We start from the raw sequence: 21,217 nt of genomic DNA, 5'->3' as shown, positions 1-21,217 counted from the left end.
GAACCCAAAGCCTTGTTCTTGATGATCTGTATAAGTAGACCTTGGCGTTAAATCCATTCGAGCGATGTAATGCTTGCCTGTCCGCCCGATCCAACCTCGACAAAGAGTGCGTGCTCGTATCCCAGTTGGCGTTTGTAGCCGAGGAGCTTCCGGCGATCAATACTTCGGTCTACGTGGCTTGTTGACTTCTTGAACTCGACAACGAGAAAGTTCTCTTTCTTTCCGCGCCGATGGGCTATTACATCTGGAAAGACTGTTTTCGCCTCCTCGTCCTCGCTGTCTGGATATAGCTCCATGTGGCCAAGCCGCTTGGGCTCGACGCCATCTCGGTTGAACTCGCAGTCGATCTCCCATTCCCTCAGATGGGACTGCAAATGCATAGCGAAGCGGAAAGTGATGGAGCGCTCGTTGGCATCGATGTAGAGTAGGCGACTGTCTCTTTCCAGCAGATCGCGCAAAGCAAGCAGCACAGCTTCACCAGGCGGATAAAGACGCAGGTAGGCTTCTTGTTCCGCTAAGAGGGGACGAAACACTGACTCAAACGAGAAAGCCTCCATCGCTACCAAGCCTTCGTCCTGAAAAGCCTCCCGTGCTCACCCTCGTCGTGCAATGTGACCACGATCTCATCGGCCGAGAACACCGGCTCATCGTCTTCGGCCCGCGTTGGCAGGTCAGAATCAATCAGCGTGATGATGGGTTGGAGCCCCAGGTCGGCATACCGGCGAATGACCGTCAGCAGATTTTCCTTTTTGCGATCATCCAGAGACTCGAACACGCCGTCGTGGTAAACGAAGCGCGGGAACTTGTCGTCCAAGTGGGCTCGCAGGATGGCCAAGTCAAAGGCGATGCACAGCAGTTTCCTGTACGTGTGCCCAAGGTCGGCGCTGGTTGCGTTGCCTGATTCGTCAAGAATTTCCGCCCTGAACTCCAGATGCCCCGCTTGGTTCGGCGATACGCTCAGCAGCGCCTTGCGGTCGATCACCTCTTCGACAATCTCGCTGAAGAACACGCGGATTGCCGAGAACAAACTGTTCTGATCGGAGTTCTGCTTCTCGACATCCGCCTCGATCTGTGTCTGTAGATGCCCACGCTCTTCGGTCAACGCCCTTATCTCGGTTCGCAACTCCTGCAAACGATGCAGGAAGCCGCGTTGACGCTCCAGGGAAGTGATGTCAGCGCGCAGCGTCACCATCTCGTCCGAGACCTGCTTGTACTTGCCAAAGATGTCGGTTCCACTCAGAAATGAAAGCATTTCCGATCGTTTTTTGCCCAAGGTATTCAGTTCTGCATTGATGCGCTTAAGCTCAGCTTCGACCTCTGCGCGTTCTTCCTGCAGATAGCCGCGGCGCTCATCGGTAATTGCCCGATTGAAGGCAATCAACTGCTGGAAGTCTTTCTTGATCTGCCCCTTGAACAGAACGCCGGCTTCCTCGAACAGGCGCTGCGCTTCGTCAGGGTTGAAGAGGATCTGATCCTCTTCCAGCGAGGTGATGATCTTCTTCTTGTTCTGGTTGAGCGAGTAGCGTTCGGCATTGAGCGACGCGATGCGTTCGTCGATGTCATCAACCAACTGTTTGGTGCTGTCCTTGTCCTGGGCGCGGAAGTCGAAGGCGTCAAGCAGTTTCTGCTTTTTCTCAGCCTCTTTTTGCTTGAGCAGCAGGATGCCCTCGATCTTGCTGATGTCCTCAATGGACCCGCCCAGCTCGTTCTTGATGGTCTGCGCGGTGGACTGCTTCTCCGCAAGCTGCTCTTCCTTCTCGTAGTGCTTCGCCACGAGTTGAGCGTCAAAGCCGAGAACGTGAGCCAGGAAAGGCTTCCAATCCGAATGCGCAGCCGCGAACTTGCGCAGATGAAACACATCGCGGAAATCATCCTGGGAGCGCAGCAGGTAGCCTAAGCCTTTGCGGAACGCCCAAGGCTTGAGTGCGCGCCAGTCAAGCAATCCATCCAACAGGTCACGCGCCCGCTCGAAGGGCATGTCCTGGTGATCCCATTCCACCAGCGGTAGCCCCGACAAGTCCTGATGCCCGGCCTCATGGCGCTTGAAGCTGATCTTGGTGGCTTCTTCCACACCGCGCCGGATCGTCACGAACGAAGCATCTTCCAGCTCGATCTCCAGGAAGAAGATGAAGTCCTTGAACAATTCGACGTGTTTGAAAAGAAAGAACTTGGGATCGCGCTTGGCAAGGAAGCCAAAGTCGAGCAAACGCCCAAGCGTGGTCTTGCCGAGGTTATGGGTGTCCTTGTTTCGGTTCTCCGGCAGGCGAATTTCAGCCATGACGACGTTCAGGCCCTGGACGAACTCCACAGGCTCGAACAAGTCAGGCTTGCTGGAATAAAGTCTAGACAGCTTCATTTGGCCCCATGTATTCCACGGCGTCGGTCTTGGGGCGATATTCGATCAGGCCCATGAGATACAGAAAATTCAGTGCCGGCAGGAACAGCACGTCCCCGCCGACGACACTTTTTTTCGCGAACGTGCGCAGCACGTCGTACTCATCCACGCGCCGGGCCTTCAGGCGAGCCAGCAGCAGCAACGAGACGTTGATGACCGTGCGATCAGGATGAGAGTGCTTGGTCGGCCGCAGCATCGCCCACCTCCCCGATATCGCAATTCCAGTACATGTAGAACAGCACGGCGCGAGTCAGGCGCTTGTGGGCGTGCTGCCGCAAGACAGGATCGCGGTTGAACAACAGGTCCACTAGATACTCCATGACCTCGTCGAAGGTCTGGTAGTCCTTGCGCTTCGCGATGATCTTGAGTTGGAACTCATCGACCACCGACTCGTACATGCGCAGCAGGTCGAGGTTTTCCGGTGCTGCCAAGAAAGCCCGAATTTGAGCCGTCTCCTTCAGGTATTTCCGCCGCTGCGCCTTGGCGTAGTCGGCACTCATGTTGTTGAGTGCGTTCTTCTGCTCGTACGTCACGCGCGCAGTCGGTGGATCGTCTAGCAGTGCGATCACGCCGTCTTTCTGGCGCGCCAATGCCTGCACTACTTCGGCCAGATCATCGGGGCTGACGATCAACGGTGAATCGACCGGATCAAGGTCTGCTTCCCTCGCAACCTCGGGGAAGCGCTTCAGCCAGATTTCCAGTTGCTCCAGTCCGCAGAGATAGATCGACGAGGCGGGAATGCCGCACTGAGACGCGATGTAGTCGCGTATCTCGGTTTCGGCGTTGCCTGCCAGCCGACGGTTGGCGAACAGCATGTAGTGATCGAGCTGCCTGGCCTCGCGCAGTTTCTTAACGCGGGGAATTTCTTTGCCCAGCACAGTGTTCGCGGCCGTCGTGCTGAAGAAGTCGGACTCGGAGAAGTTACGGTTATAGCCGTTGGTATGCTTGGCCTGGACGATGGTTGTACCGACCCACGGGACCGTCTTGCTCGGGTGCAGTTCCGCCGTTCCTATGAACTTGGCATCGCGCCCGCCATCAGGCCCTTTCGCAAATCCCTGTACCGAGACCCCAAGCAACCGCTGGCACAGGAGAACGACTAGTGTCTCGAACTGGCCATCACTGAGGTCTTCGTATGCGAATTTCATTGCGGCTCTTGCTCGCTCGAATCGTTAAGCTGCGACCGTGATGCCGGCGGCATGCGCGCGCCGCGCCGGCCGAACGACGATCTCGACATGCTGGTCCAGCGAGACAAGCGCCTGCATCAAGCGTTCAAGTGAGATGTTTTGCAGCTTGTAGCGTCGCACCTGAGACACCTTAGGCTGTGTCATGCCGGTGATGTGAGCGGCTTCGGTCTGGCTGAGGCTACGCTTGTCGATCAGCTCGTTCAGCTTGACCGCCAAGACGGCTTTCGCCGACAGCTCTTCCGCGTCGGCGAATCCGAGGTCGGCCAGCACGTTGTCGGTGCCTTGAGGATGGTCTTTGCGCGTCATCACGATCTCCCGCTCGCACCATATCGGGCGAGCACTGCCTTTAACCGCTTCTCGATCAACTCCACGTCCGGCTGCGGTGTGGCAATGCCGGACTTGGACTTCTTCTGAAACGCATGTAGCACATGCACCGCATCGCCGACCCGTACCGTGTAGACGGCGCGGAAGGTGTCGCCCCGATGGTCTTCCACCAGCTCGTACACCCCGGAGCCGAGCCCCTTCCAAGGCTTGGCCACGTCCGGCGTACCCCCCAACTGAACGACGAACAGTGCCACGCCCATGTCTTTCTGCACGGGGACGGGGAACACCTTGAAGTCCTTCTTCGAGGAGCCTTCCCAGAACAGGAGCTTGCGTTTCTCCCTCATCATTATATCTGTTCGGATATAGAAGGCAAGTATGGAAATTGTCGCAACTGCGATGCGACAATCGAGCCATGAGGTTGGGCGCTCGGATACGGCAGCTTCTCCAGCGTCTCCAGCGCGACGGCGGATAGCCCAGGAAGCCCGAACTGGATCATGCCGTCGCCTCCGCAGGGCGCAGCGCACCCGTGATGGCCTGCCGCCGGCTCGCCACCAGTTCGGCCGCATCGCGCACCGGCTTGTCCTCGGTGTGGACGTAGTGCATGAACATCGCCACCGTCTTGTGGCCCGTCAGCTTCATGCCGACCTTGGTCGGCACGCCCGAATTGGCAATGTCGGTCGTAGCCCGGTGGCGGATACCGTGCGTGCCGACATGCGGCACACCGGCGGCCTTGAGTACGCGCTTCCAGCCGCCATAGTGTTCGCCATGCGTCAGATGCCGGGCCGGGTCGTTGGGCGACGGCAGGACGTAGGGGCAGCTCTCCCGGCGCGGCGCCGTCGAAAGCAGCCGATAGGCTTCTTCGCTCATGGGCTTGGAAATGCCGCCGGTCTTGCTGTCGGGCCAGACCACGCGGCGCTTCTCCAGATCAATCCAGTCCCACTCCAGCGGACAGATTTCGGAGCGGCGGGCGGCAAACTCGAATTGCAGGCGAATCGCCAGCGGGATGACGTAGTTCTCCAATCCTTCCGCCTCCACGTGTTCCAGATGCCGGAAGATCCTCACCAGCTCGTCGTCCACGATGAGCCGGGTTTCCTTGCCGGGCGGGAACATCGGGACGTGGCGGCACGGATTGGTGCCGTCCGGACGCAGCCCCCACACTTCGGCCAGGTTGAACATCTTGCGCAGCACGCCGAAGGTGCGGTTGGCCTCGGCCGGCTTGTGGGCCAGCTTCTTCATCAGCGCGGCCACGTCCGGGCGCTTCACGTCCTGCACCTTCATCCGCCCCATGATCGGGATGATGCAGCGGTCGATTACGCCCTGATAGCCCCGCTGAGTGCTGGGCTTGTTGCGCTGCCTGGAGTAGTCCTCCATGAAGGTGAGGCAATACTCCTTCATGGTCTGTGCCTTGCGGGCGGCAGCTTTGGCCGCGCTCGGGTCGCCGCCCCGGCGCACCTCGGCCAGCCACTCCTGCGCCATGACACGGGCCTGCTCGACGGTCAGTTCCCCGTACTGGCCCAGGGCGGGCTTGCGGCGCTCGCCGGCGTTCGTGCGGTACTGGAGCATGAACACCTTGCGGCCGGCCGGGGTGATCTTGCACAGGAAGCCGGGCACCACGGTGTCCCGCAGTTCGATGGCCTGCGCCTGGGGCTTGGCGGCATCGACAGCGGACTTGGTGAGTTTGATTCTTGCCATGATGACTCCTCGGAAACCTCGGATTCCGAGAGCCACATGGGAGCCACGCGACCGGAAGCCGGGTCAAATTTCGGAAAGCACCGGCATATGATGGACGCGCCTAAGTCATTGATAAACCTGCTGTAGCGGGTTTGGGCGCAGTCCAGCGAAGTGCCGGGCTGGAGTCATCGTCAAACAAAAAAAGGGCGGGTGGAGCCGGTATGGCCTGAGCAGCGTTGCTTTGCATTTGCCGGCCCCGCCCGTAATATTCGTTGTATTTGGATGGAGAGTCGCAGGTGGAAGCAAGAAGCGTAGTTGCCGAAATGTTCATTGGGATTCCGACGCATTTCTGGGTTTTGCCTGTTGCCGGCCTGGTTGCCTACTACGGGCTGAAGTGGTCCGCCAGATCCAGTAATCGTGCCACCCTGCTACAAGCCTCGACTTACCTGTTATTGCTGGTACTGGCCGTTCTGCCCAACGGCTTTTATGCACTGTTTCCTCCCGCGCCCGAGCCGGATGTGCTGTTGAATCAATCACCGTTGCCCAACTATGCAGGGCGCTTCTACCTGGATGCGTTCTATGTCTTCAGTGGCTGGGCGCTGAGCAAAGTGGTCAAGTTGAAGTTCAGCTGAGTCTCAGCTCGCATTCCTGATGCACTGACTGGATCAGTATTTGCTTACCCCTTTTGAAACCGGTGCATCTGGGGGATACGGCAATGCTCTCTGAAGATCTGTACATCATGTTCGGGATTGTCGGCAGTGTGCTGGCCCTGGATATAGCAGCCATCGTTTTGTACAGGGGAGCCAAGCCCTGAGCCCGCATTTGGTTCGCAATGGTGCCGGAGCATCATGAGGACTTCAGCTTTTCTGCTGTACCTGCAGCACCGAACCCTTGTCGTCAGTTGCCAGCAATCCGCCGGCGTCGGTGTCGTCTGATTGTCGCTCGGCAAGTGGTACGTCCGGCGAGCGAAAGATGCTACGGCCTTGTTCACCGGTTTTAAGGGTGACGAGTTTGCCATTCTGATAGAAGAACTGAGTGTTGTTGGCGTTGGTTTGCATAGTCTGAAGCCCCTGCCGAGTCGTGGTGTGATGTGCCATGGGCAGTTTCACTGTTGCAGCGTGACCTTGCTACTGGCAGAAATATCAGGTGCGCTGCACGGATCCCGCTTGGGCGCCGTCCTGCAGCAAGACTTTGGTTGATTGGTAACGCGACGTCACCCCCGTTAAAATGCAGCCTATCCATAACGGCCGATTGCAAATGCCTGACTTTCGTATTTTTATCGCTACTGTGTTGGTTGCCTGCCTCGCCGGTTGCGCAACCCCCGGCAAACCCACTGCCAGCCAACTGACCAGGAAATCGCCGCAGCAGTACGCCGCCTGTGTCCTGCCGAAATGGCAGGCGCTGGCGCCACAGGCCACGCAGAAGTCGATAGCCCACGGCTACCGGCTCACGGCGCCAAGCGCCGTGGCAAGCGACGATGTGCTTGATGTGGTTGACGCTCACGAGGGCAGCCGCGCGACCTTCTACAAGGGCAGCTTTCTGTCTGGCGACAAGTTACGCCAGGCTGTCAGGCAATGCCTGGATTGAATCAGTGACCCGAGCGGGTTGTGCCGCCCCGATCGCCTGCAGTTACCCCAACTCATCCCGCTTGTTCAAATGTTCGCACTTCACCTGCGCCTCCATTCGGCTCGGATAGCTGGGTTTGAGCCGCTCCTTTGCCTGATTGTCATAAATGTCGAACCCTCCACACACGGTAGCGGCGTAGTAGCGGCTGCCAACGCGGAACGATTCCTTTTCGATCGGCACAGCGGGAACGATAACGAATCTTGGTTGCATTTTTCGTGCCTCCCCAGGCAGAGATTTAAGTATTAGTCTCGCAAGAGGTAACCATCAAGCAGCCTCATGAATAAAGGCGCTGGTCCGAACGCCGGTGGGTCGACAGTACTGTCATCAAATGAAAACCCGCTGTCGTCCGATGCGAAGCACCCCGCAGGTCAGTTCGGTGGCGCTGGAAAACCTGATCAGCCAGCACCCGTCCGTCGCCTCGGTCGCGGTGATCGGTATTCCTGATCCACAGTGGGGGGAACAACCTTTGGCCTTGGTGGTCTGTCATGAAGGTGTGCAGTTGGACCAGCCTGCATTGGCCAGGCACCCTTAGCCCCATCTTGTTGCTGGCGTGATCTTTGCTAGTGTGCAGCCCCAAAACCCCGCCAAACAAGGGAATGGCGGTTGACTTAAGTTCACCGACGTAAAGTTAGGTAAAAGCGGCCACGGCATATACACGGATCAGTAGTGTGGTTTGTACTGTCCAGTTGAAGATGCCATTGATGAACACACTTCCCTCGCAGCCAAGCGCTGAACGCGGGGCGTTCTCCGGTTTCGAGGCGTGTCGCAATTCCCAGCAGGGCCCCGTGGTGATCCTTGCCTCCGGCGCTTCTGCCAAACATTTTCCGCTGGGCGAGTTTGCGCACTTGCCCATCATCGCCATGAACGGGTCGGTCGCCATGACCGCCGAACACGGCATCAAACCCTTCTTCTACGTGTGCACCGACAAAAGCTTTTGCCAGCAACAGCCGGCCTTGTTCGCCACTGCCGTGCGCGACAGCGAACGCCTGGCCCTGTGGCCTGAGCAGTATGCGCGTGCCGATGTGCCAGCCCACACCCAGTGTTATGCCTTGCACAAAGCCGACATGCCGAGCCTGCTGGACGGTTTGCGTGGCCATGGTGACAGTTGCGTGTGCAACCGGGCACTGTGGAGCAAACGCAGCCGCTCGATCGCCTTCAGTAAAGACATGGCCCATGGCTTTTTCGATGCCCGCACGGTGGCTTATGTGGCCTTGCAGTTGGCCTATCACCTGGGCTTCGAGCAAGTGTTGCTGGTGGGGGTAGACCTCGACCAGAGCGTCGGGCGCTTTTACGAGGACGGCCAGGGCCCGTCTTCGCCGTGCGGACTCGACCAGCATTGGGACAGCCGCATCCTGCCGTCGTTGAAGCTGATGGCCAGGGAAGTGGTCAGCGAGCATTTCCATGTCTACAACCTGTCGGCAACATCACGCATTCCAGCTGAGCTGATCCCCAAGGTCACGCTCAGCCAGGCGCGGCACATTGCCGGCTGCGCAATGAACTGAGCAAGAAAGCGGGTGCATCAAGGACTGTGGATGCGTACAGTGGGCCGATCGCAACTTGCAGGAGCCCGCTATGTCGAGCGCATTCACGATCATGCCATCGCCCGTCGGCATGCTGACCCTTGTGGCCCGTGGCAATTGCCTGGCAGCCGTATTGTGGGAAGAGGAGCGGGAAAACCGCGTACGCCTGGGCGCACTGCACCGGGACGACCAGTGCCCGGTATTGCGGGAAACCGCTCGCCAGCTGGGTGAGTACTTTGACGGCAAGCGCCAGCGTTTCGAGCTGGCGCTGGACTTTGCCGGTACTGAGTTCCAGCGCCAGGTGTGGGCCGCATTGCTGGCGATACCGTTCGGCGAAACCCGCAGCTACAGCGACATTGCACGGCAGCTCGGCAACCCCAGGGCGGTACGCGCGGTTGGCGCTGCCAATGGCCGCAACCCGATTTCGATCGTTGCTCCCTGTCACCGGGTAATCGGCGCGTCGGGCAGCCTGACCGGCTTTGCCGGTGGCCTGGCGGCCAAGCAGTATCTGTTGGCGCTGGAAGGGCGGCAAAGCCTGGCGCTGGACCTGTAAGGCGTCAACCGAACCCGCTGGCGATCAGGCAGGCCAGCACGGCCAGCACCGAACCGGCGATCAGGGTGTATTGCCGCCGGGCCTGACGTGCGCGGGGCCCGACCTCACGCAGGTACTCGCCGGGCGTAGGCGCATCGGGCCGATGGCGCAAACCCTCGGCCACATCGGCAAGTTGACCCTGAATCAGCAAACCGACCAGGCAGTAGGTGCAGGCGTAACTCAGCAACGCTAGAAACAGATAGATCATGCAAGGTACGGGTTCAAGGGCAGGGTGATCGCGCTGGCACTGCGGGTGTCGAGTACGATCAGCCCTTCACTGTGGTCATCCAGGCTGGCCAGCAAGTGCCCCTGGCTGTCCCATGCTGCAGAACCGCCAGCACCAATGAAAGTGTCGGCCGGCCCCACGCAGTTGGCCATCAATACCGGCATGCCCAGTTCGCGTGCCACCTCTGGGTAGTGCGCATATCCCTCGCGGATACCCTTGGCGGTTTTCGCAACGCTGACCAGGTACAGGTCGGCACCGCGCTCGCGGGCAACGGCGGCATGCGCCAGGAACATCGATTCGTAGCAGATCGCCGGCGCCACCCGGTGTTCACCCACCTCCAGCAGCAATGCCTGATCACCTGGGGTGAAGTAAGGCAGCTCATCATCATGCAAGCGCTGCTTGGCATAGACCTGGCGCGGCGCCTCAGGGCAGAAGATGGGCATGCCGATGCGTAGGCCGTCGGGCGTCGGCAATGGCAGGCCCACGGCAACGGTAATGCCCAAGCGGTCGCAGGCTGCCTGCAGCGGGTCCAGGCGCGCGGAGGTGACGGGCAGGGCGGCCTGGCGCGCCACACTCGGCTCATAGCCGGTCAGCGACAGCTCGGGGAACACCACCAGTTCGGCACCCAGGGCCGCAGCCTGCTCGATGCAAACCAGATGGCGCTGGAGGTTGCCTGGCAAATCGCCCTTGAGCGACGCCAGTTGTACGGCGCACAGTTTCATCAGAACCATTCCCTGGTGAAGATTGACGGGCCGAGCATACTACCGGCACCAACGCCTATTCCAGTGAAGGGTTTTTCAGGAAGCCTGGGGTGCGCAGCAAAACGCCTCCCAACCTGCGCAGCCACGGTACCTTGTGCCATGCTGTCCAGTGACAGCGCCATGCGCACGGCCCGCGCGAAGCCGGGCAGGGTGCTACCAGCGGAGGAACACTGTAATGGCACGGTTTCGGCGGATGATCGCCAATATCCGGGGACGGGATCTGGCCGTAGGCGATATCCATGGCCACTTCCAGCGCCTGCAACAATGCCTGGATGCGGTAGGGTTCGATCCGGCGGTGGACCGCCTGTTCAGCGTGGGTGACCTGGTCGACCGTGGGCCGCACAGCGAGGCAGCGTTGGAATGGCTGGCCCAGCCTTGGTTCCATGCCGTCCAGGGCAATCATGAGGCCTTGGCAATCACCCGCGTGCGCGGTGGGCGGCTCGACCTGGGCATGTACCGCGCCGCCGGGGGTGGTTGGTTCCTTGACTTGCCGCGGCGCGAGCAACTGCGTTTCGTGGAGCGTTTCGAGCAGTTGCCGATTGCCATGGAAGTGGAGAGTGCAGACGGTCTGGTAGGCCTGCTGCATGCAGACAGCCCGTTTGCCGACTGGACAGACTTACGCTCCTGGCTGGAACTGGATGACGACCCTGAAGTGCGCCAAGTGTGCCAGTGGTCGCGTCGGCGCCTGAAAGAGGGGGACACCCAACCGGTGCAGGGCCTGCGAGCCCTGCTGGTCGGCCACACCCCGGTGCTGGAGGCCAAGCTGCTGGGCAATGTGTGGCACCTGGACACGGGGGGCTGGGCCAGCGGCCATTTCACCTTGGTCGACATGCGCACCTTGCAACAAGTCAGCCCCGGGCCAGATGCAGCAACAACGCCCCCGCCAACATCACCAGCATGACCCCCGAGGCCCGCTCCAGCCACGCCAGGCTGCGGGCGAAGCGCCGCAGTACCCGCTGGTTGCCGATGGCCACGGCGACCAGCAAGTCCCAGAGCAGGACGATGCTGAACATCCATAGCGCGTAGGCCGTTTTCCAGCCGGGGCTGACGCTGGCGACCATGCTGGCCAGGCTGGCATAGAACAGCGCGTTCTTGGGGTTGAGGATGCCAGACAAGAAGCCCATGCCCAAACTGCGCCACCAGCCATGCACCCGCTGGCTGCCGGCGACTGTGCCCAGGCTGGTTTGCCCGGCATGGCGCAGGAACAGCACGCCGATGTACAGCAGGTAGCTGGCGCCGACCAGTTGCAGGGCGCTGAACAGCAGGCTGCCTTGCTGCAGTACCGAAAGCCCGGTGAAGGCGATGACGATGAACGCGCCATTGGCCAGCGCTATGCCCAGGCAGGCGCCGCTGGCGATGCGCCAGCCGCTGCTGATCGCGTTGCGTGCGACCAGGAAAAAGTCCGGGCCAGGCGAGAGCAGGGCAAGGAAGTGGGCCAGGGCGATGATCATGAATTGTTGCATTGGGGCTGCTCTGCGGAAAAACCGCAGTCTGCTGCCGGGCCCGTTCTGGCGTATTGAACAATATTGCATATGCAGCAGCTTTCAGTTTCCGCGGTACTGCCCCGGCGTAACCCCCACATGGGCCTTGAACACCCGCTGGAAATGGCTCTGGTCAGCAAAGCCAAGCTGGTAGGCCACTTCCGCCAGGGCCAGCCCTTCACTCAACAGTTGCCGCCCGCGATTGACCCGGGCATTGAGCAGGTAGGCATGCGGGGTAAACCCGGTAGCCGCTCGAAACGCGCGGATCAGTTGATAGCGCCCAAGCCCGGCCTCCCGCGCCAATACCTCCAGGCTCAATTGCGCAGGGTCCTGGTGTTCGATGCGTGCAAGCAACCCGTTCAAGGTGGCGGCTTGCAGGGCGGGGGCCGCTGCCAGCGGTGGGTGCGCGGAAAAATCCAGGTCCCCCAAAAAGGCAATCAGCGCCGCATCTTTCTCGCCATTGCAGGCACTGGAAAACAGCAACCTGTTCAGCGCGCAGAACTGCCGATATACCTCGGCCTCCCTGCAGATACGCACCGGTTCGCCGGCTTCGATACCGCCAAGGCCCGACTCCAGGCGTAACTGCGTCAGCCAGTCGGCATCCACATGCAGCATCTGATAGCTCCACGCCAGGCCGGGGGCCGGGTTGCAGGCATGCACGCGGTGGGCCGGAACCAGTACCAGCGTGCCGGGCGCCAAGTGTTGCTGCCCGTCGGCAGCCCCGGTGAAATGGCTGCGGCCAGCATCCACTGCACCGATGGAAAACGTCGGGTGGCTGTGGGCCTTGTAGCAGGCCCGGCTGTGGCAGGCGCGCCGGCTTTCGACATGTGCCAGGGCCGGATCGCGCCACAGGTCGGCGTGGGAACGGGGCATTACAGGCTCCTCGGTATTGCCGGCAGGGTAACAGGTACCGTGAACCCGTACAGTTTTTATCGCTGGCTGTTACTTGACCGCAGGGCCCGGAACCCACCGAAATAGAGGGCTGTTGTCAGAGGAAACGAGAATGGACCTTTCAAGCCTGCTGCTTTTCATCCCTGCCTGCTTCGCCTTGAACATGGCGCCAGGGCCTAACAACCTGTTGTCACTGCACAACGCCAGCCGTTACGGCCTGCGCACCGCCTGCGTGGCCGGCGCCGGCCGTATCCTTGCCTTCTGCGGCATGATCGCCCTGGCAGCGATGGGCCTGGCAGTGGTGTTGCATACCAGCGAATACCTATTCCTGGCCATCAAGGTGGTGGGCGCGGCCTACCTGTTCTACATCGCCTGGCAACTGTGGCGCGCACCCGTGAGCGAGACCGTGGTGGCAAGCGATCACCCAGGCGGCACTTGGCGCCTGGCGCGCCAGGAGTTCTGGGTGGCGGCCGGCAACCCCAAGGCCATCCTGATCTTTACCGCCTTCCTGCCGCAGTTCGTCTCGGTCGGTAGCAGCACCCCGGTGAGTGAGCAGTTCCTTTGGCTGGGTGTGTTGTTCCTGCTGCTGGAATGGGCGGCCATCGCCATCTACTCAGGCCTGGGCGCCTACATGCAGCGTTGGTTCAGCCAGCCCGGCCCACGCCGAATGTTCAACCGGGTCAGCGCGTCCTTGCTGGGCTGCGCAGGTCTCGGTCTGCTGGCTGCGCGCCGCTAGAACTGCCAGCGCACGCCCAGGTTCACGCCGCTGGCTTCCTGCTGGCGGCTGTCCAGGTTGGCGGTGTACTGCACGCCGCCATGCAGGCTCAGCGCTTCGTTGACCTGCGCTACCACACCGCTTTCCAGTTGCACTGAGGTATAGCGGTAATCGGTCTTGATCTTGTCAGCGTCATCGAAGGTCAAGGTGTCGCGCCCACCGTCGCCGTGCCACAGGTTGACCTGCGCAAAAGGCTGCAACAGGCGCCCGCTGCTCCCCGTGAACGCACCCTCCAGGCGCAGGCCCAAACGGCCGGTCAGCTCGACCTGGGCGTCATGACTGATGCGCGAGACGCTGTCGCGGGCGCTTTCCAGCGCGACCTTTTGCGCAATCAACTGAGCTTGCGGTTCCACGCGCCAGCGCTCGGACAGGGTGATGGGGTAGCCCGATTCCAGTGAAGCTGTCCAGGCGTGGCCGTCGAGGTTCAGCGTGTCGCCACGCTCGGAGCGGGCGCGGCCATCCAGGCGGGTGTATTGCAACACCGCGTCCAGGTACGCGCCCTGTGGCCCGACCAGCGTCCAGTAGGTGCCCACGCTATCGCCATCGAGCTTCAGGTCGCCCACGCTGCGGTCGTGAACGGCCAGGGCAAACCCTTTGACGTCGGCGTCCAGGCGGCTATGGCTTACGTAGATACCAACATGCTGGCGGTAACCGTTGTCGCCAACCTTGGCATACAGGTCCTGGCCCACCTTGAAACCGTACAGGTCGCCATCCAGGCTCGGGCTGACCGTGCCGCTCCATTGCTGGCGCAGCGTGCCGCCGTAGGCTTGCCCCCAGCTGGCGGGGAGGGCGCTTTCACCCTGCAATAACAGCTGGTCGCCCTGGCGTTGGTGGAAGGTGCCCAGTGCCTGGCGGGCGATGATCGCGGCCCCCCGCGGCGCTGCGGCATACACCGGGACCTCGGGGCGGTACAGCGGCAGGCTTTGGCCCTGCACCGGCGCCGGCAGCTCGGCCTGGCCGGGCGCTGGCGCAGCGACGGGCGGGGTGACGGCTGGGGCGATCACCGGCGGCTCGCCCGGTGCCGGCACAGGGGCTGGAGCGGGTGGCGCAACCAGCGTCGAGCGCAGGTACCAGCTGTTTTCACTGCCGGCAGTAACGCCCCCTTTGAACAGCCGATAGTCGTAGGCACCGGCCGACAGCCTTTGGGTCTGTACAAAGGCGGTGGCCGTGCTGGTGGCGCCGTTACGGGCTTCGACCACCTGGATGCCGTTCTGGGCAGTCGCCGCACCTGCGCCGTTGAGGTTGTTGATGAGCACCTGGGTAGAGCCGGCGATGGCGCCGCGGCTGACCACCAGGCGATCGGAAGCAGCGCCATCGCCGGCCAGCACGCTGTTCAGGCGCAGGGTGCCGTTGTTGCCGGTGTAATCGCCCTCGATGCGCAAGCGGCCCATGGCATCATTGCCGGCGGTGAGGTCAAGTGTGCCTGCGTTGCTGATTGCGGCGCGCTGGCCAGGGGCAAACGCAGTGATTACCCCTTGGCGTGACGTGATGCGGCTGCTGGCGTCGAGGGCGAGGCTGCCCGTGCTGCTGTTGCTGTCGCCCAGTACCAGCGTGTCATCCAGTGCCAGCCGGCTGCCGTTGTTCAGCGCCACGCGCTCCCAGTTCACATAGTGGGCACCGCCTGCCGGCTGGCTGGCATCGAACGTCAGGCTGTCGTTACCTTCGCCGCCGTCCAACGTGATACTCAGCACCTCGGGCGTAAGGCCTTTGAGCAGTGCCGTGTCATCACCTGGCCCGGCATCCACGCGCCCGCCAATACGGCCACCGTCCCAGGTGAAGCGGTCGTTGCCAGTGCTCAGCAACACATCGCCGCCAACCTGGCCACCGTGCACCAGCACCTGGTCGTCGCCACCGCTGACGCTGATGTTGCCACCGATGTTGCCCTCGAAGACTTCGATGTAGTCCTTGTCGAAGGCCGTGATGACGTTCCGGTCGACGCTGCCGCCACGCATGATGAAGGTGTTCTCGTCCAGCCGCATGTTGACGTTGCCGATACGTCCGTCGTCCATTTCGGCATAGTCGCCGCTGTCGAACGTGCCCTTGATCCAGCCGCCGCTCATGTGAAAGGTGTCCAGGCCATCACCCTGGTTGAGGTTGCCTTCGATGACGCCGCCGCTCATGACGAAGTCATCGATGCCGGCGCCCTGGTTGACGTTCCCGCCGACGCTGCCAGAGGCCATGTCGATGCTGTCTTTGCCGGCGCCGAAGGTTACGTCGCCGGTAATGGCGCCGCTACCGGATGCCGGGAATACCAGGCGGTTATCGCCGCTGCTGTCCACCAACGCGGGTGCGGTGCCGCTGTCACAGGTGTAGGTGTCGTTACCCGGGCCGGGTGAGAAGGTACAAGCCGCGTGTGCAGCGGGCGAGGCCATGCCCAGCAGCGGGAGCGAACCCAGGGTCAGCATCAGGCGTAGACGCATCAGGAAAACCTCCATTCACCAGGGAAACCTGCGCACCACGCGTGGTGCACAGGGTTACCGGGGTTGTATAGAGGAGTGCGTCACGACCACAACTGGCAAAAATGTCAGGTGGCAAAGGGCTAGCGCGTTAGTCGCGGTAGAACGTTTGCACCAGGTGGTAGCCGAATTTGCTCTTGATCGGCCCGTGTACCACACGCAAAGGCTTCTTGAAGATCACCTGGTCGATGGCGCCGACCATCTGCCCGGGGCGAATTTCGCCCAGGTCACCACCGCGCTTGCCGGATGGGCAAAGAGAGAACTTTTTCGCGAGCACGTCGAAAGCCTCGCCGTTGGCGATGCGCTGCTTGAGCTTTTCGGCTTCGTCAGCGGTCTTGACCAGAATGTGGCGGGCTTGGGCTTTCATGGGCTACCTGTGCATCGGGGACAAAGGCGGCATTATGCCTGATTGAATCCCGTTGAAGCGATCGCGCCTAAATGGCCGCGATGAATGTCAGCTCTTCAGCTCTTCAGCTCTTCAGCTCTGCGCGATCGCGAAACTGCTCCAGCGCCTCCGGGTTGGCCAGGGCATCGGTGTTCTTCACCGGCCGCCATGCACCACATCGCGAATCGCCAGTTCCACCAGCTTGCCACTGATGGTGCGCGGTATGTCGCTGACCTGGGCGATCACCGCCGGCACATGGCGGGGCGTGGTGTACTGGCGTATCACCTGGCGGATGTGCTGGCGCAAGGCTTCATCCAGCTGCAGGCCGTCTTGCAGGCGCACGAACAGCACCACCCGCACATCCCCGTTCCAGTCCTGGCCGATGGCCACGCTTTCCACAACCTGTTCGACCTTTTCCACCTGGCGGTAGATCTCCGCCGTGCCAATGCGCACACCGCCCGGGTTGAGCACGGCGTCGGAGCGACCGTGGATCACCATGCCCCCGCTGGCACGCTGCTCGGCGTAGTCGCCCTGGGCCCACACCCCCGGAAACTGGCTGAAGTAGGCATCGTGGTAACGGCGACCGTCCGGGTCGTTCCAGAAACCGAGTGGCATCGAGGGGAAGTTGCGCGTGCACACCAGCTCGCCTTTTTCGTCCACCACGGGCTGACCCTGCTCGTTCCACACCTCCACCGCCATACCCAGGCCCTTGCACTGGATTTCGCCGCGACGCACAGGCAGGGTCGGGTTGCCCAGCACGAAGCAGGAGACAATGTCCGTGCCGCCCGACATGGACACGAGCCACAGGTCGGCCTTGATCTTGTCGTATACATAGTCATAGCTGTGCGGTGACAGCGGCGAACCGGTGGACAGCAGCAGCCGCAGGCTGGTCAGGCAGTGGCTGTTGGCAGGTTCCAGGCCTGCCTGCTCCAGTGCCGCCAGGTACTTGGCGCTGGTGCCGAAGGCGTGGATGCCCTCGGCCTCTATCAGGTCCAGAAGGCGCTCGGGGCCCGGGTGGAACGGCGAGCCGTCGTACAGCACCAGCGTGGCACCCACCGCCAGGCCGCTGGCCAGCCAGTTCCACATCATCCAGCCGCAGGTGGTGTAGTAGAACAGCACGTCATCGGCCTTCAGGTCGTTGTGCAGGCCGTGTTCCTTGAGGTGTTGCAACAGCACGCCTCCGGCGCGATGGACAATGCACTTGGGCACGCCGGTGGTGCCACTGGAATAGAGGATGTACAGCGGGTGGTCGAACGGCAGCGGGGTGAAACGGGGCTCGCCGCCGGGCTGGAAGAAGTCATTCCACAGGCTGACGTTGGCTGCCTGGAATTCATCGGCACGCGTGCCTTTGCGGGTATGGGGCACCACGATCAGGTGCTCCAGGCCAGGCAACTGCGCACACACCTGGTTGACCTTGGTCACCTGGTCGATGGCCTTGCCTGCATACTGGTAACCGGCGCAGACGATCAGCAGCTTGGGTTCGATCTGGCCGAAGCGGTCGATGATGCCGTGCACGCCGAACTCGGGCGAGGAGGTAGACCAGACCGCGCCAAGGCTGGTGCAGGCGAGCATGGCCACCAGTGTTTGCCAGGTATTGGGCATGATGGCGGCTACCCGGTCGCCCGGGACGATACCTACCGCCTTGAATGCCGTTTGCAGGCCGGCCACCTGTGCGGCCAGTTCGGCATGGGTGAACACTTCGCGCTGGCCGTCTTCGCGTACGGCGACCACGGCCGGGCGGTCGTCGCGGCGGCGCAGCAGGTGTTCGGCAAAGTTCAGGGTGGCATTGGCGAACCACTGTGCATCGGGCATTTGCGGCCCTTCGCTGAGCACCTGGCTGGGTGGGGTATGCCAATGAACCTGGAAATACTCGGCCAGGGTTTGCCAGAAGGCGGGCCGCTGTTCGATGCTCCAGCCGTGCAGGGCCTGGTAGTCGTTGAGTTGCAGGTTGTAGCGCAGGTTGACCCGGCGGCGGAAGGCATCCATCCGGCTGGCCTCGATCTGCGTTGTGGACGGTCGCCAGAGCACATCGTTCATGCCGAATCTCCTTTACCGGAACAAAAGCAGGCTCAGGGCAGGATCAGCCTCGTGTTGCGAAGAGGCTGACCCTGCAGAGAAAGCGGTCCTGCCTACTCTACTTTAGCCTTCTGCACATCCTGCGATGCCGACCACACGCGGTAGCGCACTTCGACATCCTTGGGCACATACACCACCACCGGCAGCTTGCTGTTGTAGCGCAGCAGGAAGCCATCGCCGACCACCGGCACGAAGGCCTCGGTCTTCTTGCCGTCCGGGCAGGCCATCAGCGTGCTGGCCGGGCCGCTGACGTTGTCCAGGCGGTAGTAATTGTAGCCCCAGCCTTCCAGGGTGTGTGCTTCCAGGTTGCCGCCCAGGCGCTGACGATTGCAGTCGACCTGCAGCGTCTTGCCAGCGAGGATTTCCAGTTTATAGGCCGACTCGTCGGCCTGGGCCGGCAGGTGGATAACCTGCCGGGTGAAGCCCTTTTCCGCCTCGGGGTAGGGCGCGATGTCCTTCAGGCTGGCGGCCATCGCAGGTGCGGCGGCGGCCAGGCTCAGGGCCAGAATCGCGGTCATTGGGGTAGGGCGCATAAGGCCTCCTTGCTGATAAACGAATGCGCGACCGTCGCCAGGCCCAGGCCGCCCGTCACTGGGCCAACCAGCCACCATCGACGTTCCAGGCGGCGCCGCGAACCTGGCTACCGGCCTCGCTGCACAGAAAGAGTACCAGCTCACCGAGGTGTTCGGGGGTGACGAAAGCCAGCGACGGTTGCTTTTCTGCCAGCAGATCGTGCTGCGCTTGCAGCCGATCGCCACCCTTGGCCGCACGATCGTCGATCTGCTTTTGCACCAGCGGTGTCAGCACCCAGCCCGGGCATATGGCATTGCAGGTGACATGACTGGTGGCGGTTTCCAGGCCGACCACCTTGGTCAGGCCGATCACGCCATGCTTGGCTGCCACGTAGGCTGCCTTGCCAATCGAGCCGACCAGGCCATGCACCGAAGCGATATTGATGATGCGCCCCCAGTTGCGCGTGCGCATGCCCGGCAGCGCCAGGCGCGTGCCATGGAATACGGCCGACAGGTTCAGGGCGATGATCTTGTCCCAGCTTTCTGGCGGGAACTGCTCAACCGGTGCCACATGCTGGATACCGGCGTTGTTGACCAGGATGTCGACGCCGCCGAACTCGCGTTCGGCCAGGTTGAACAAAGCCTCGATCTGGACCACATCCGACAGGTCGGCCGGGTGGTGCACAACCTTCACCCCGTGCCGGGCAATTTCCGCCATGGCGGGGCCCGGGTCACCAAAGCCGTTGAGCACGATGTTGGCGCCAGCCCGGGCCAATACCTGGGCGATGCCCAGGCCAATGCCGCTGGTGGAACCGGTGACGAGTGCAGTTTTGCCTTCAAGGGTCATGCAATGCTCCTTAGACGATGCCAGTGGCGTAGAACGTGGCGATGACCACGAACACCGCCAGGGTCTTGATCAGGGTAATACCAAAAATGTCCTTGTAGGCCTCGCGGTGGGTGAGGCCGGTCACCGCCAGCAAGGTGATCACCGCGCCATTGTGCGGCAGGGTGTCCATGCCACCGCTGGCCATGGCGGCTACCCGGTGTAGCACTTCCAGCGGGATATCGGCCGCGTGGGCGGCGGCGATGAACGTGTCGCCCATGGCTGCCAAGGCGATGCTCATGCCGCCCGAAGCGGAGCCGGTGATGCCGGCCAGCAAGGTCACGGTGATGGCTTCGTTCACCAAGGGGTTGGGGATGCTGCGCAGGGCATCGGCCAGCACCAGAAAACCCGGCAGCGAGGCGATTACCGCGCCAAAGCCGTATTCCGAAGCGGTGTTCATGGCTGCCAGCAAGGCACCACCCACCGCGCTTTTGGTGCCTTCGGCCAGGCGTGTACGAATGGCGCCAAAGGCGCACACCAGGACCATCAGGATGCCCACCAGCAACGCGGCCTGCACAGCCCAGATGGCCGTCAGCTTGGTCACGTCGCTTTGTACCGGTGCACTCATGCCTGGCAATTGCAGGCTGTGACTGGGGCCGTACCAATGCGGTATCCAGTGGGTGAACACCAGGTTCATCACCCCCACCAGTATCAGCGGCGACAGCGCCAGCCAAGGGTTGGGCAGGCTCAGGTCGGCAGCGGTTTCCGGTTCGTTGCGCAAGTCGGTGCCATAACCTTCACCGGCGCGCTGGGCCTTGTTGCGCTGGCGCTGCAGGTAGGCCATGCCGGTAAAGAACACGAACAGCGTGCCGATCAGGCCCAGCCACGGTGCGGCCCAGGCGGTGGTGTTGAAGAAGGTGCTGGGGATGATGTTCTGGATCTGTGGGGTGCCGGGCAGGGCGTCCATGGTGAACGAGAATGCGCCCAGGGCGATGGTGGCCGGGATCAGGCGTTTGGGGATATTGCTCTGACGGAACATTTCGGCGGCGAACGGGTACACCGCGAACACCACCACGAACAGCGAAACACCGCCGTAAGTAAGCAGGGCACAGACCAGTACGATGACCAGCATCGCCTGGCGGGTGCCGAGCAGGCGGATGGCCGCGGCGACGATCGAGCGGGAGAAACCGGACAGCTCGATCAGCTTGCCGAACACCGCCCCCAGCAGGAATACCGGGAAGTACAGTTTGATGAAACCGACCATTTTTTCCATGAACACCCCCGTGAACGCAGGGGCGACGGCGGCAGGGTCGGTGAGCAGGACAGCGCCGAGGGCGGCGATGGGGGCGAAGAGGATTACGCTGTAACCGCGGTAGGCGGCCAGCATCAGCAAGGCCAAAGCAGCGAGTGCGATGAGCACGGTCATCGGGGTGGGTCTCCTGGGTGAGTCTTGTTTTTATCGTTGAGCAGGAGATAGCGGGAATCGTGCCAAGTATGTAACTGGCTGATTTGTAAGGGT

General features: G+C 61.8%; 24 protein-coding genes and 2 pseudogenes. 7 read left to right on the top strand and 19 right to left on the bottom strand.

Annotated elements, in window-relative coordinates:
• Nucleotides 1-47: 47 nt before the first annotated feature.
• The 7 genes from LU682_RS15410 to LU682_RS15380 all read right to left on the bottom strand — a co-directional run bounded on the left by LU682_RS15410 (nt 48) and on the right by LU682_RS15380 (nt 5,595).
• On the bottom strand, nt 48-566 hold the full coding sequence (locus tag LU682_RS15410) for a hypothetical protein (protein WP_200888524.1): 519 nt from the start codon (nt 564-566) through the stop codon (nt 48-50).
• Nucleotides 560-2,356, bottom strand: a complete 1,797-nt coding sequence (locus tag LU682_RS15405) for a DUF2326 domain-containing protein (protein ID WP_034010231.1) — start codon at nt 2,354-2,356, stop codon at nt 560-562. Before LU682_RS15405 ends, LU682_RS15410 begins: the two co-directional genes overlap by 7 nt.
• Nucleotides 2,343-2,591, bottom strand: a complete 249-nt coding sequence (locus LU682_RS15400) for an ABC-three component system middle component 8 (RefSeq protein ID WP_014646106.1) — start codon at nt 2,589-2,591, stop codon at nt 2,343-2,345. The genes LU682_RS15405 and LU682_RS15400 overlap by 14 nt, the downstream gene beginning before the upstream one ends.
• Nucleotides 2,560-3,540, bottom strand: coding sequence for an ABC-three component system protein (locus LU682_RS15395; RefSeq protein ID WP_014646105.1), 981 nt, complete (start codon nt 3,538-3,540; stop codon nt 2,560-2,562). Before LU682_RS15395 ends, LU682_RS15400 begins: the two co-directional genes overlap by 32 nt.
• A 24-nt stretch (nt 3,541-3,564) precedes the next feature.
• Complete coding sequence (locus tag LU682_RS15390) at nt 3,565-3,885, bottom strand: helix-turn-helix domain-containing protein (RefSeq protein ID WP_014646104.1); 321 nt, start codon at nt 3,883-3,885, stop codon at nt 3,565-3,567.
• Nucleotides 3,885-4,250: a type II toxin-antitoxin system RelE/ParE family toxin gene (locus LU682_RS15385; protein WP_014646103.1), complete on the bottom strand. Its 366-nt coding sequence runs from the start codon at nt 4,248-4,250 to the stop codon at nt 3,885-3,887. Before LU682_RS15385 ends, LU682_RS15390 begins: the two co-directional genes overlap by 1 nt.
• Before the next feature lie 145 nt (nt 4,251-4,395).
• A complete protein-coding gene (locus LU682_RS15380; protein WP_014646102.1) occupies nt 4,396-5,595 on the bottom strand; it encodes a tyrosine-type recombinase/integrase in 1,200 nt (399 codons plus the stop codon).
• 302 nt (nt 5,596-5,897) lie between these two features.
• Between LU682_RS15380 and LU682_RS15375 the strand changes: the two genes are divergently transcribed.
• Entirely contained in the window at nt 5,898-6,206 is a 309-nt protein-coding gene (locus LU682_RS15375) for a hypothetical protein (protein ID WP_019438490.1), read from the top strand.
• A 225-nt stretch (nt 6,207-6,431) separates the two neighbouring features.
• Here LU682_RS15375 and LU682_RS15370 read toward each other — a convergent pair whose 3' ends face one another.
• A complete protein-coding gene (locus LU682_RS15370) occupies nt 6,432-6,632 on the bottom strand; it encodes a hypothetical protein (protein ID WP_049586128.1) in 201 nt (66 codons plus the stop codon).
• Between the two features lie 169 nt (nt 6,633-6,801).
• Between LU682_RS15370 and LU682_RS15365 the strand changes: the two genes are divergently transcribed.
• A complete protein-coding gene (locus LU682_RS15365; RefSeq protein ID WP_010953913.1) occupies nt 6,802-7,161 on the top strand; it encodes a hypothetical protein in 360 nt (119 codons plus the stop codon).
• 42 nt (nt 7,162-7,203) lie between these two features.
• On the opposite strand, the gene LU682_RS15360 is transcribed toward LU682_RS15365, so the two are convergent.
• Nucleotides 7,204-7,410 carry a hypothetical protein gene (locus tag LU682_RS15360; RefSeq protein WP_020191128.1) on the bottom strand — a complete coding sequence of 69 codons (207 nt, stop codon included), beginning with the start codon at nt 7,408-7,410 and terminating at the stop codon, nt 7,204-7,206.
• Between the two features lie 157 nt (nt 7,411-7,567).
• Here LU682_RS15360 and LU682_RS15355 point away from each other — a divergent pair.
• From LU682_RS15355 to LU682_RS15345, 3 genes and pseudogenes are all read left to right on the top strand, one after another.
• Nucleotides 7,568-7,726, top strand: a pseudogene (locus LU682_RS15355) (AMP-binding enzyme); the annotation flags it as partial.
• Between the two features lie 175 nt (nt 7,727-7,901).
• On the top strand, nt 7,902-8,702 hold the full coding sequence (locus LU682_RS15350) for a WaaZ-like lipopolysaccharide core biosynthesis protein (RefSeq protein WP_020192962.1): 801 nt from the start codon (nt 7,902-7,904) through the stop codon (nt 8,700-8,702).
• A gap of 70 nt (nt 8,703-8,772) precedes the next feature.
• Entirely contained in the window at nt 8,773-9,273 is a 501-nt protein-coding gene (locus LU682_RS15345; protein WP_010953916.1) for a methylated-DNA--[protein]-cysteine S-methyltransferase, read from the top strand.
• 4 nt (nt 9,274-9,277) lie between these two features.
• On the opposite strand, the gene LU682_RS15340 is transcribed toward LU682_RS15345, so the two are convergent.
• Entirely contained in the window at nt 9,278-9,520 is a 243-nt protein-coding gene (locus LU682_RS15340; RefSeq protein WP_010953917.1) for a hypothetical protein, read from the bottom strand.
• Entirely contained in the window at nt 9,517-10,260 is a 744-nt protein-coding gene (locus LU682_RS15335) for a carbon-nitrogen hydrolase family protein (protein WP_010953918.1), read from the bottom strand. Before LU682_RS15335 ends, LU682_RS15340 begins: the two co-directional genes overlap by 4 nt.
• 214 nt (nt 10,261-10,474) lie before the next feature.
• Between LU682_RS15335 and LU682_RS15330 the strand changes: the two genes are divergently transcribed.
• Nucleotides 10,475-11,200 carry a serine/threonine protein phosphatase gene (locus LU682_RS15330; RefSeq protein WP_010953919.1) on the top strand — a complete coding sequence of 242 codons (726 nt, stop codon included), beginning with the start codon at nt 10,475-10,477 and terminating at the stop codon, nt 11,198-11,200.
• On the opposite strand, the gene LU682_RS15325 is transcribed toward LU682_RS15330, so the two are convergent.
• Nucleotides 11,148-11,762 (bottom strand): LysE family translocator, encoded by a 615-nt coding sequence (locus LU682_RS15325; protein ID WP_010953920.1) that lies wholly within the window; start codon nt 11,760-11,762, stop codon nt 11,148-11,150. The two genes, LU682_RS15330 and LU682_RS15325, sit on opposite strands and share 53 nt — an antisense overlap.
• Before the next feature lie 81 nt (nt 11,763-11,843).
• Nucleotides 11,844-12,653: a helix-turn-helix transcriptional regulator gene (locus LU682_RS15320; RefSeq protein WP_010953921.1), complete on the bottom strand. Its 810-nt coding sequence runs from the start codon at nt 12,651-12,653 to the stop codon at nt 11,844-11,846.
• A gap of 130 nt (nt 12,654-12,783) precedes the next feature.
• On the opposite strand from LU682_RS15320, the gene LU682_RS15315 reads away from it, so the two are divergent.
• Nucleotides 12,784-13,407, top strand: coding sequence for a LysE family translocator (locus LU682_RS15315; RefSeq protein WP_012052432.1), 624 nt, complete (start codon nt 12,784-12,786; stop codon nt 13,405-13,407).
• On the opposite strand, the gene LU682_RS15310 is transcribed toward LU682_RS15315, so the two are convergent.
• From LU682_RS15310 to LU682_RS15285, 6 genes and pseudogenes are all read right to left on the bottom strand, one after another.
• Complete coding sequence (locus LU682_RS15310) at nt 13,404-15,881, bottom strand: autotransporter family protein (protein WP_010953968.1); 2,478 nt, start codon at nt 15,879-15,881, stop codon at nt 13,404-13,406. The genes LU682_RS15315 and LU682_RS15310 overlap by 4 nt on opposite strands.
• A gap of 112 nt (nt 15,882-15,993) precedes the next feature.
• Complete coding sequence (locus tag LU682_RS15305) at nt 15,994-16,269, bottom strand: peptidylprolyl isomerase (protein ID WP_010953969.1); 276 nt, start codon at nt 16,267-16,269, stop codon at nt 15,994-15,996.
• A 103-nt stretch (nt 16,270-16,372) separates the two neighbouring features.
• Nucleotides 16,373-18,324, bottom strand: a pseudogene (locus LU682_RS15300) (acetoacetate--CoA ligase).
• A 92-nt stretch (nt 18,325-18,416) separates the two neighbouring features.
• A complete protein-coding gene (eco, locus tag LU682_RS15295) occupies nt 18,417-18,896 on the bottom strand; it encodes a serine protease inhibitor ecotin (RefSeq protein WP_010953971.1) in 480 nt (159 codons plus the stop codon).
• A gap of 55 nt (nt 18,897-18,951) precedes the next feature.
• Nucleotides 18,952-19,722 (bottom strand): 3-hydroxybutyrate dehydrogenase, encoded by a 771-nt coding sequence (gene hbdH, locus LU682_RS15290; protein ID WP_010953972.1) that lies wholly within the window; start codon nt 19,720-19,722, stop codon nt 18,952-18,954.
• A gap of 10 nt (nt 19,723-19,732) precedes the next feature.
• Nucleotides 19,733-21,124: a GntP family permease gene (locus LU682_RS15285; RefSeq protein WP_010953973.1), complete on the bottom strand. Its 1,392-nt coding sequence runs from the start codon at nt 21,122-21,124 to the stop codon at nt 19,733-19,735.
• Nucleotides 21,125-21,217 lie beyond the last annotated feature (93 nt).

This window comes from Pseudomonas alloputida (assembly GCF_021283545.2).
Classification (GTDB): Bacteria; Pseudomonadota; Gammaproteobacteria; order Pseudomonadales; family Pseudomonadaceae; genus Aquipseudomonas; species Aquipseudomonas alloputida.
Note: the sequence above shows the minus strand (reverse complement) of the source record. Positions and strands in the feature narration are given on the sequence as shown.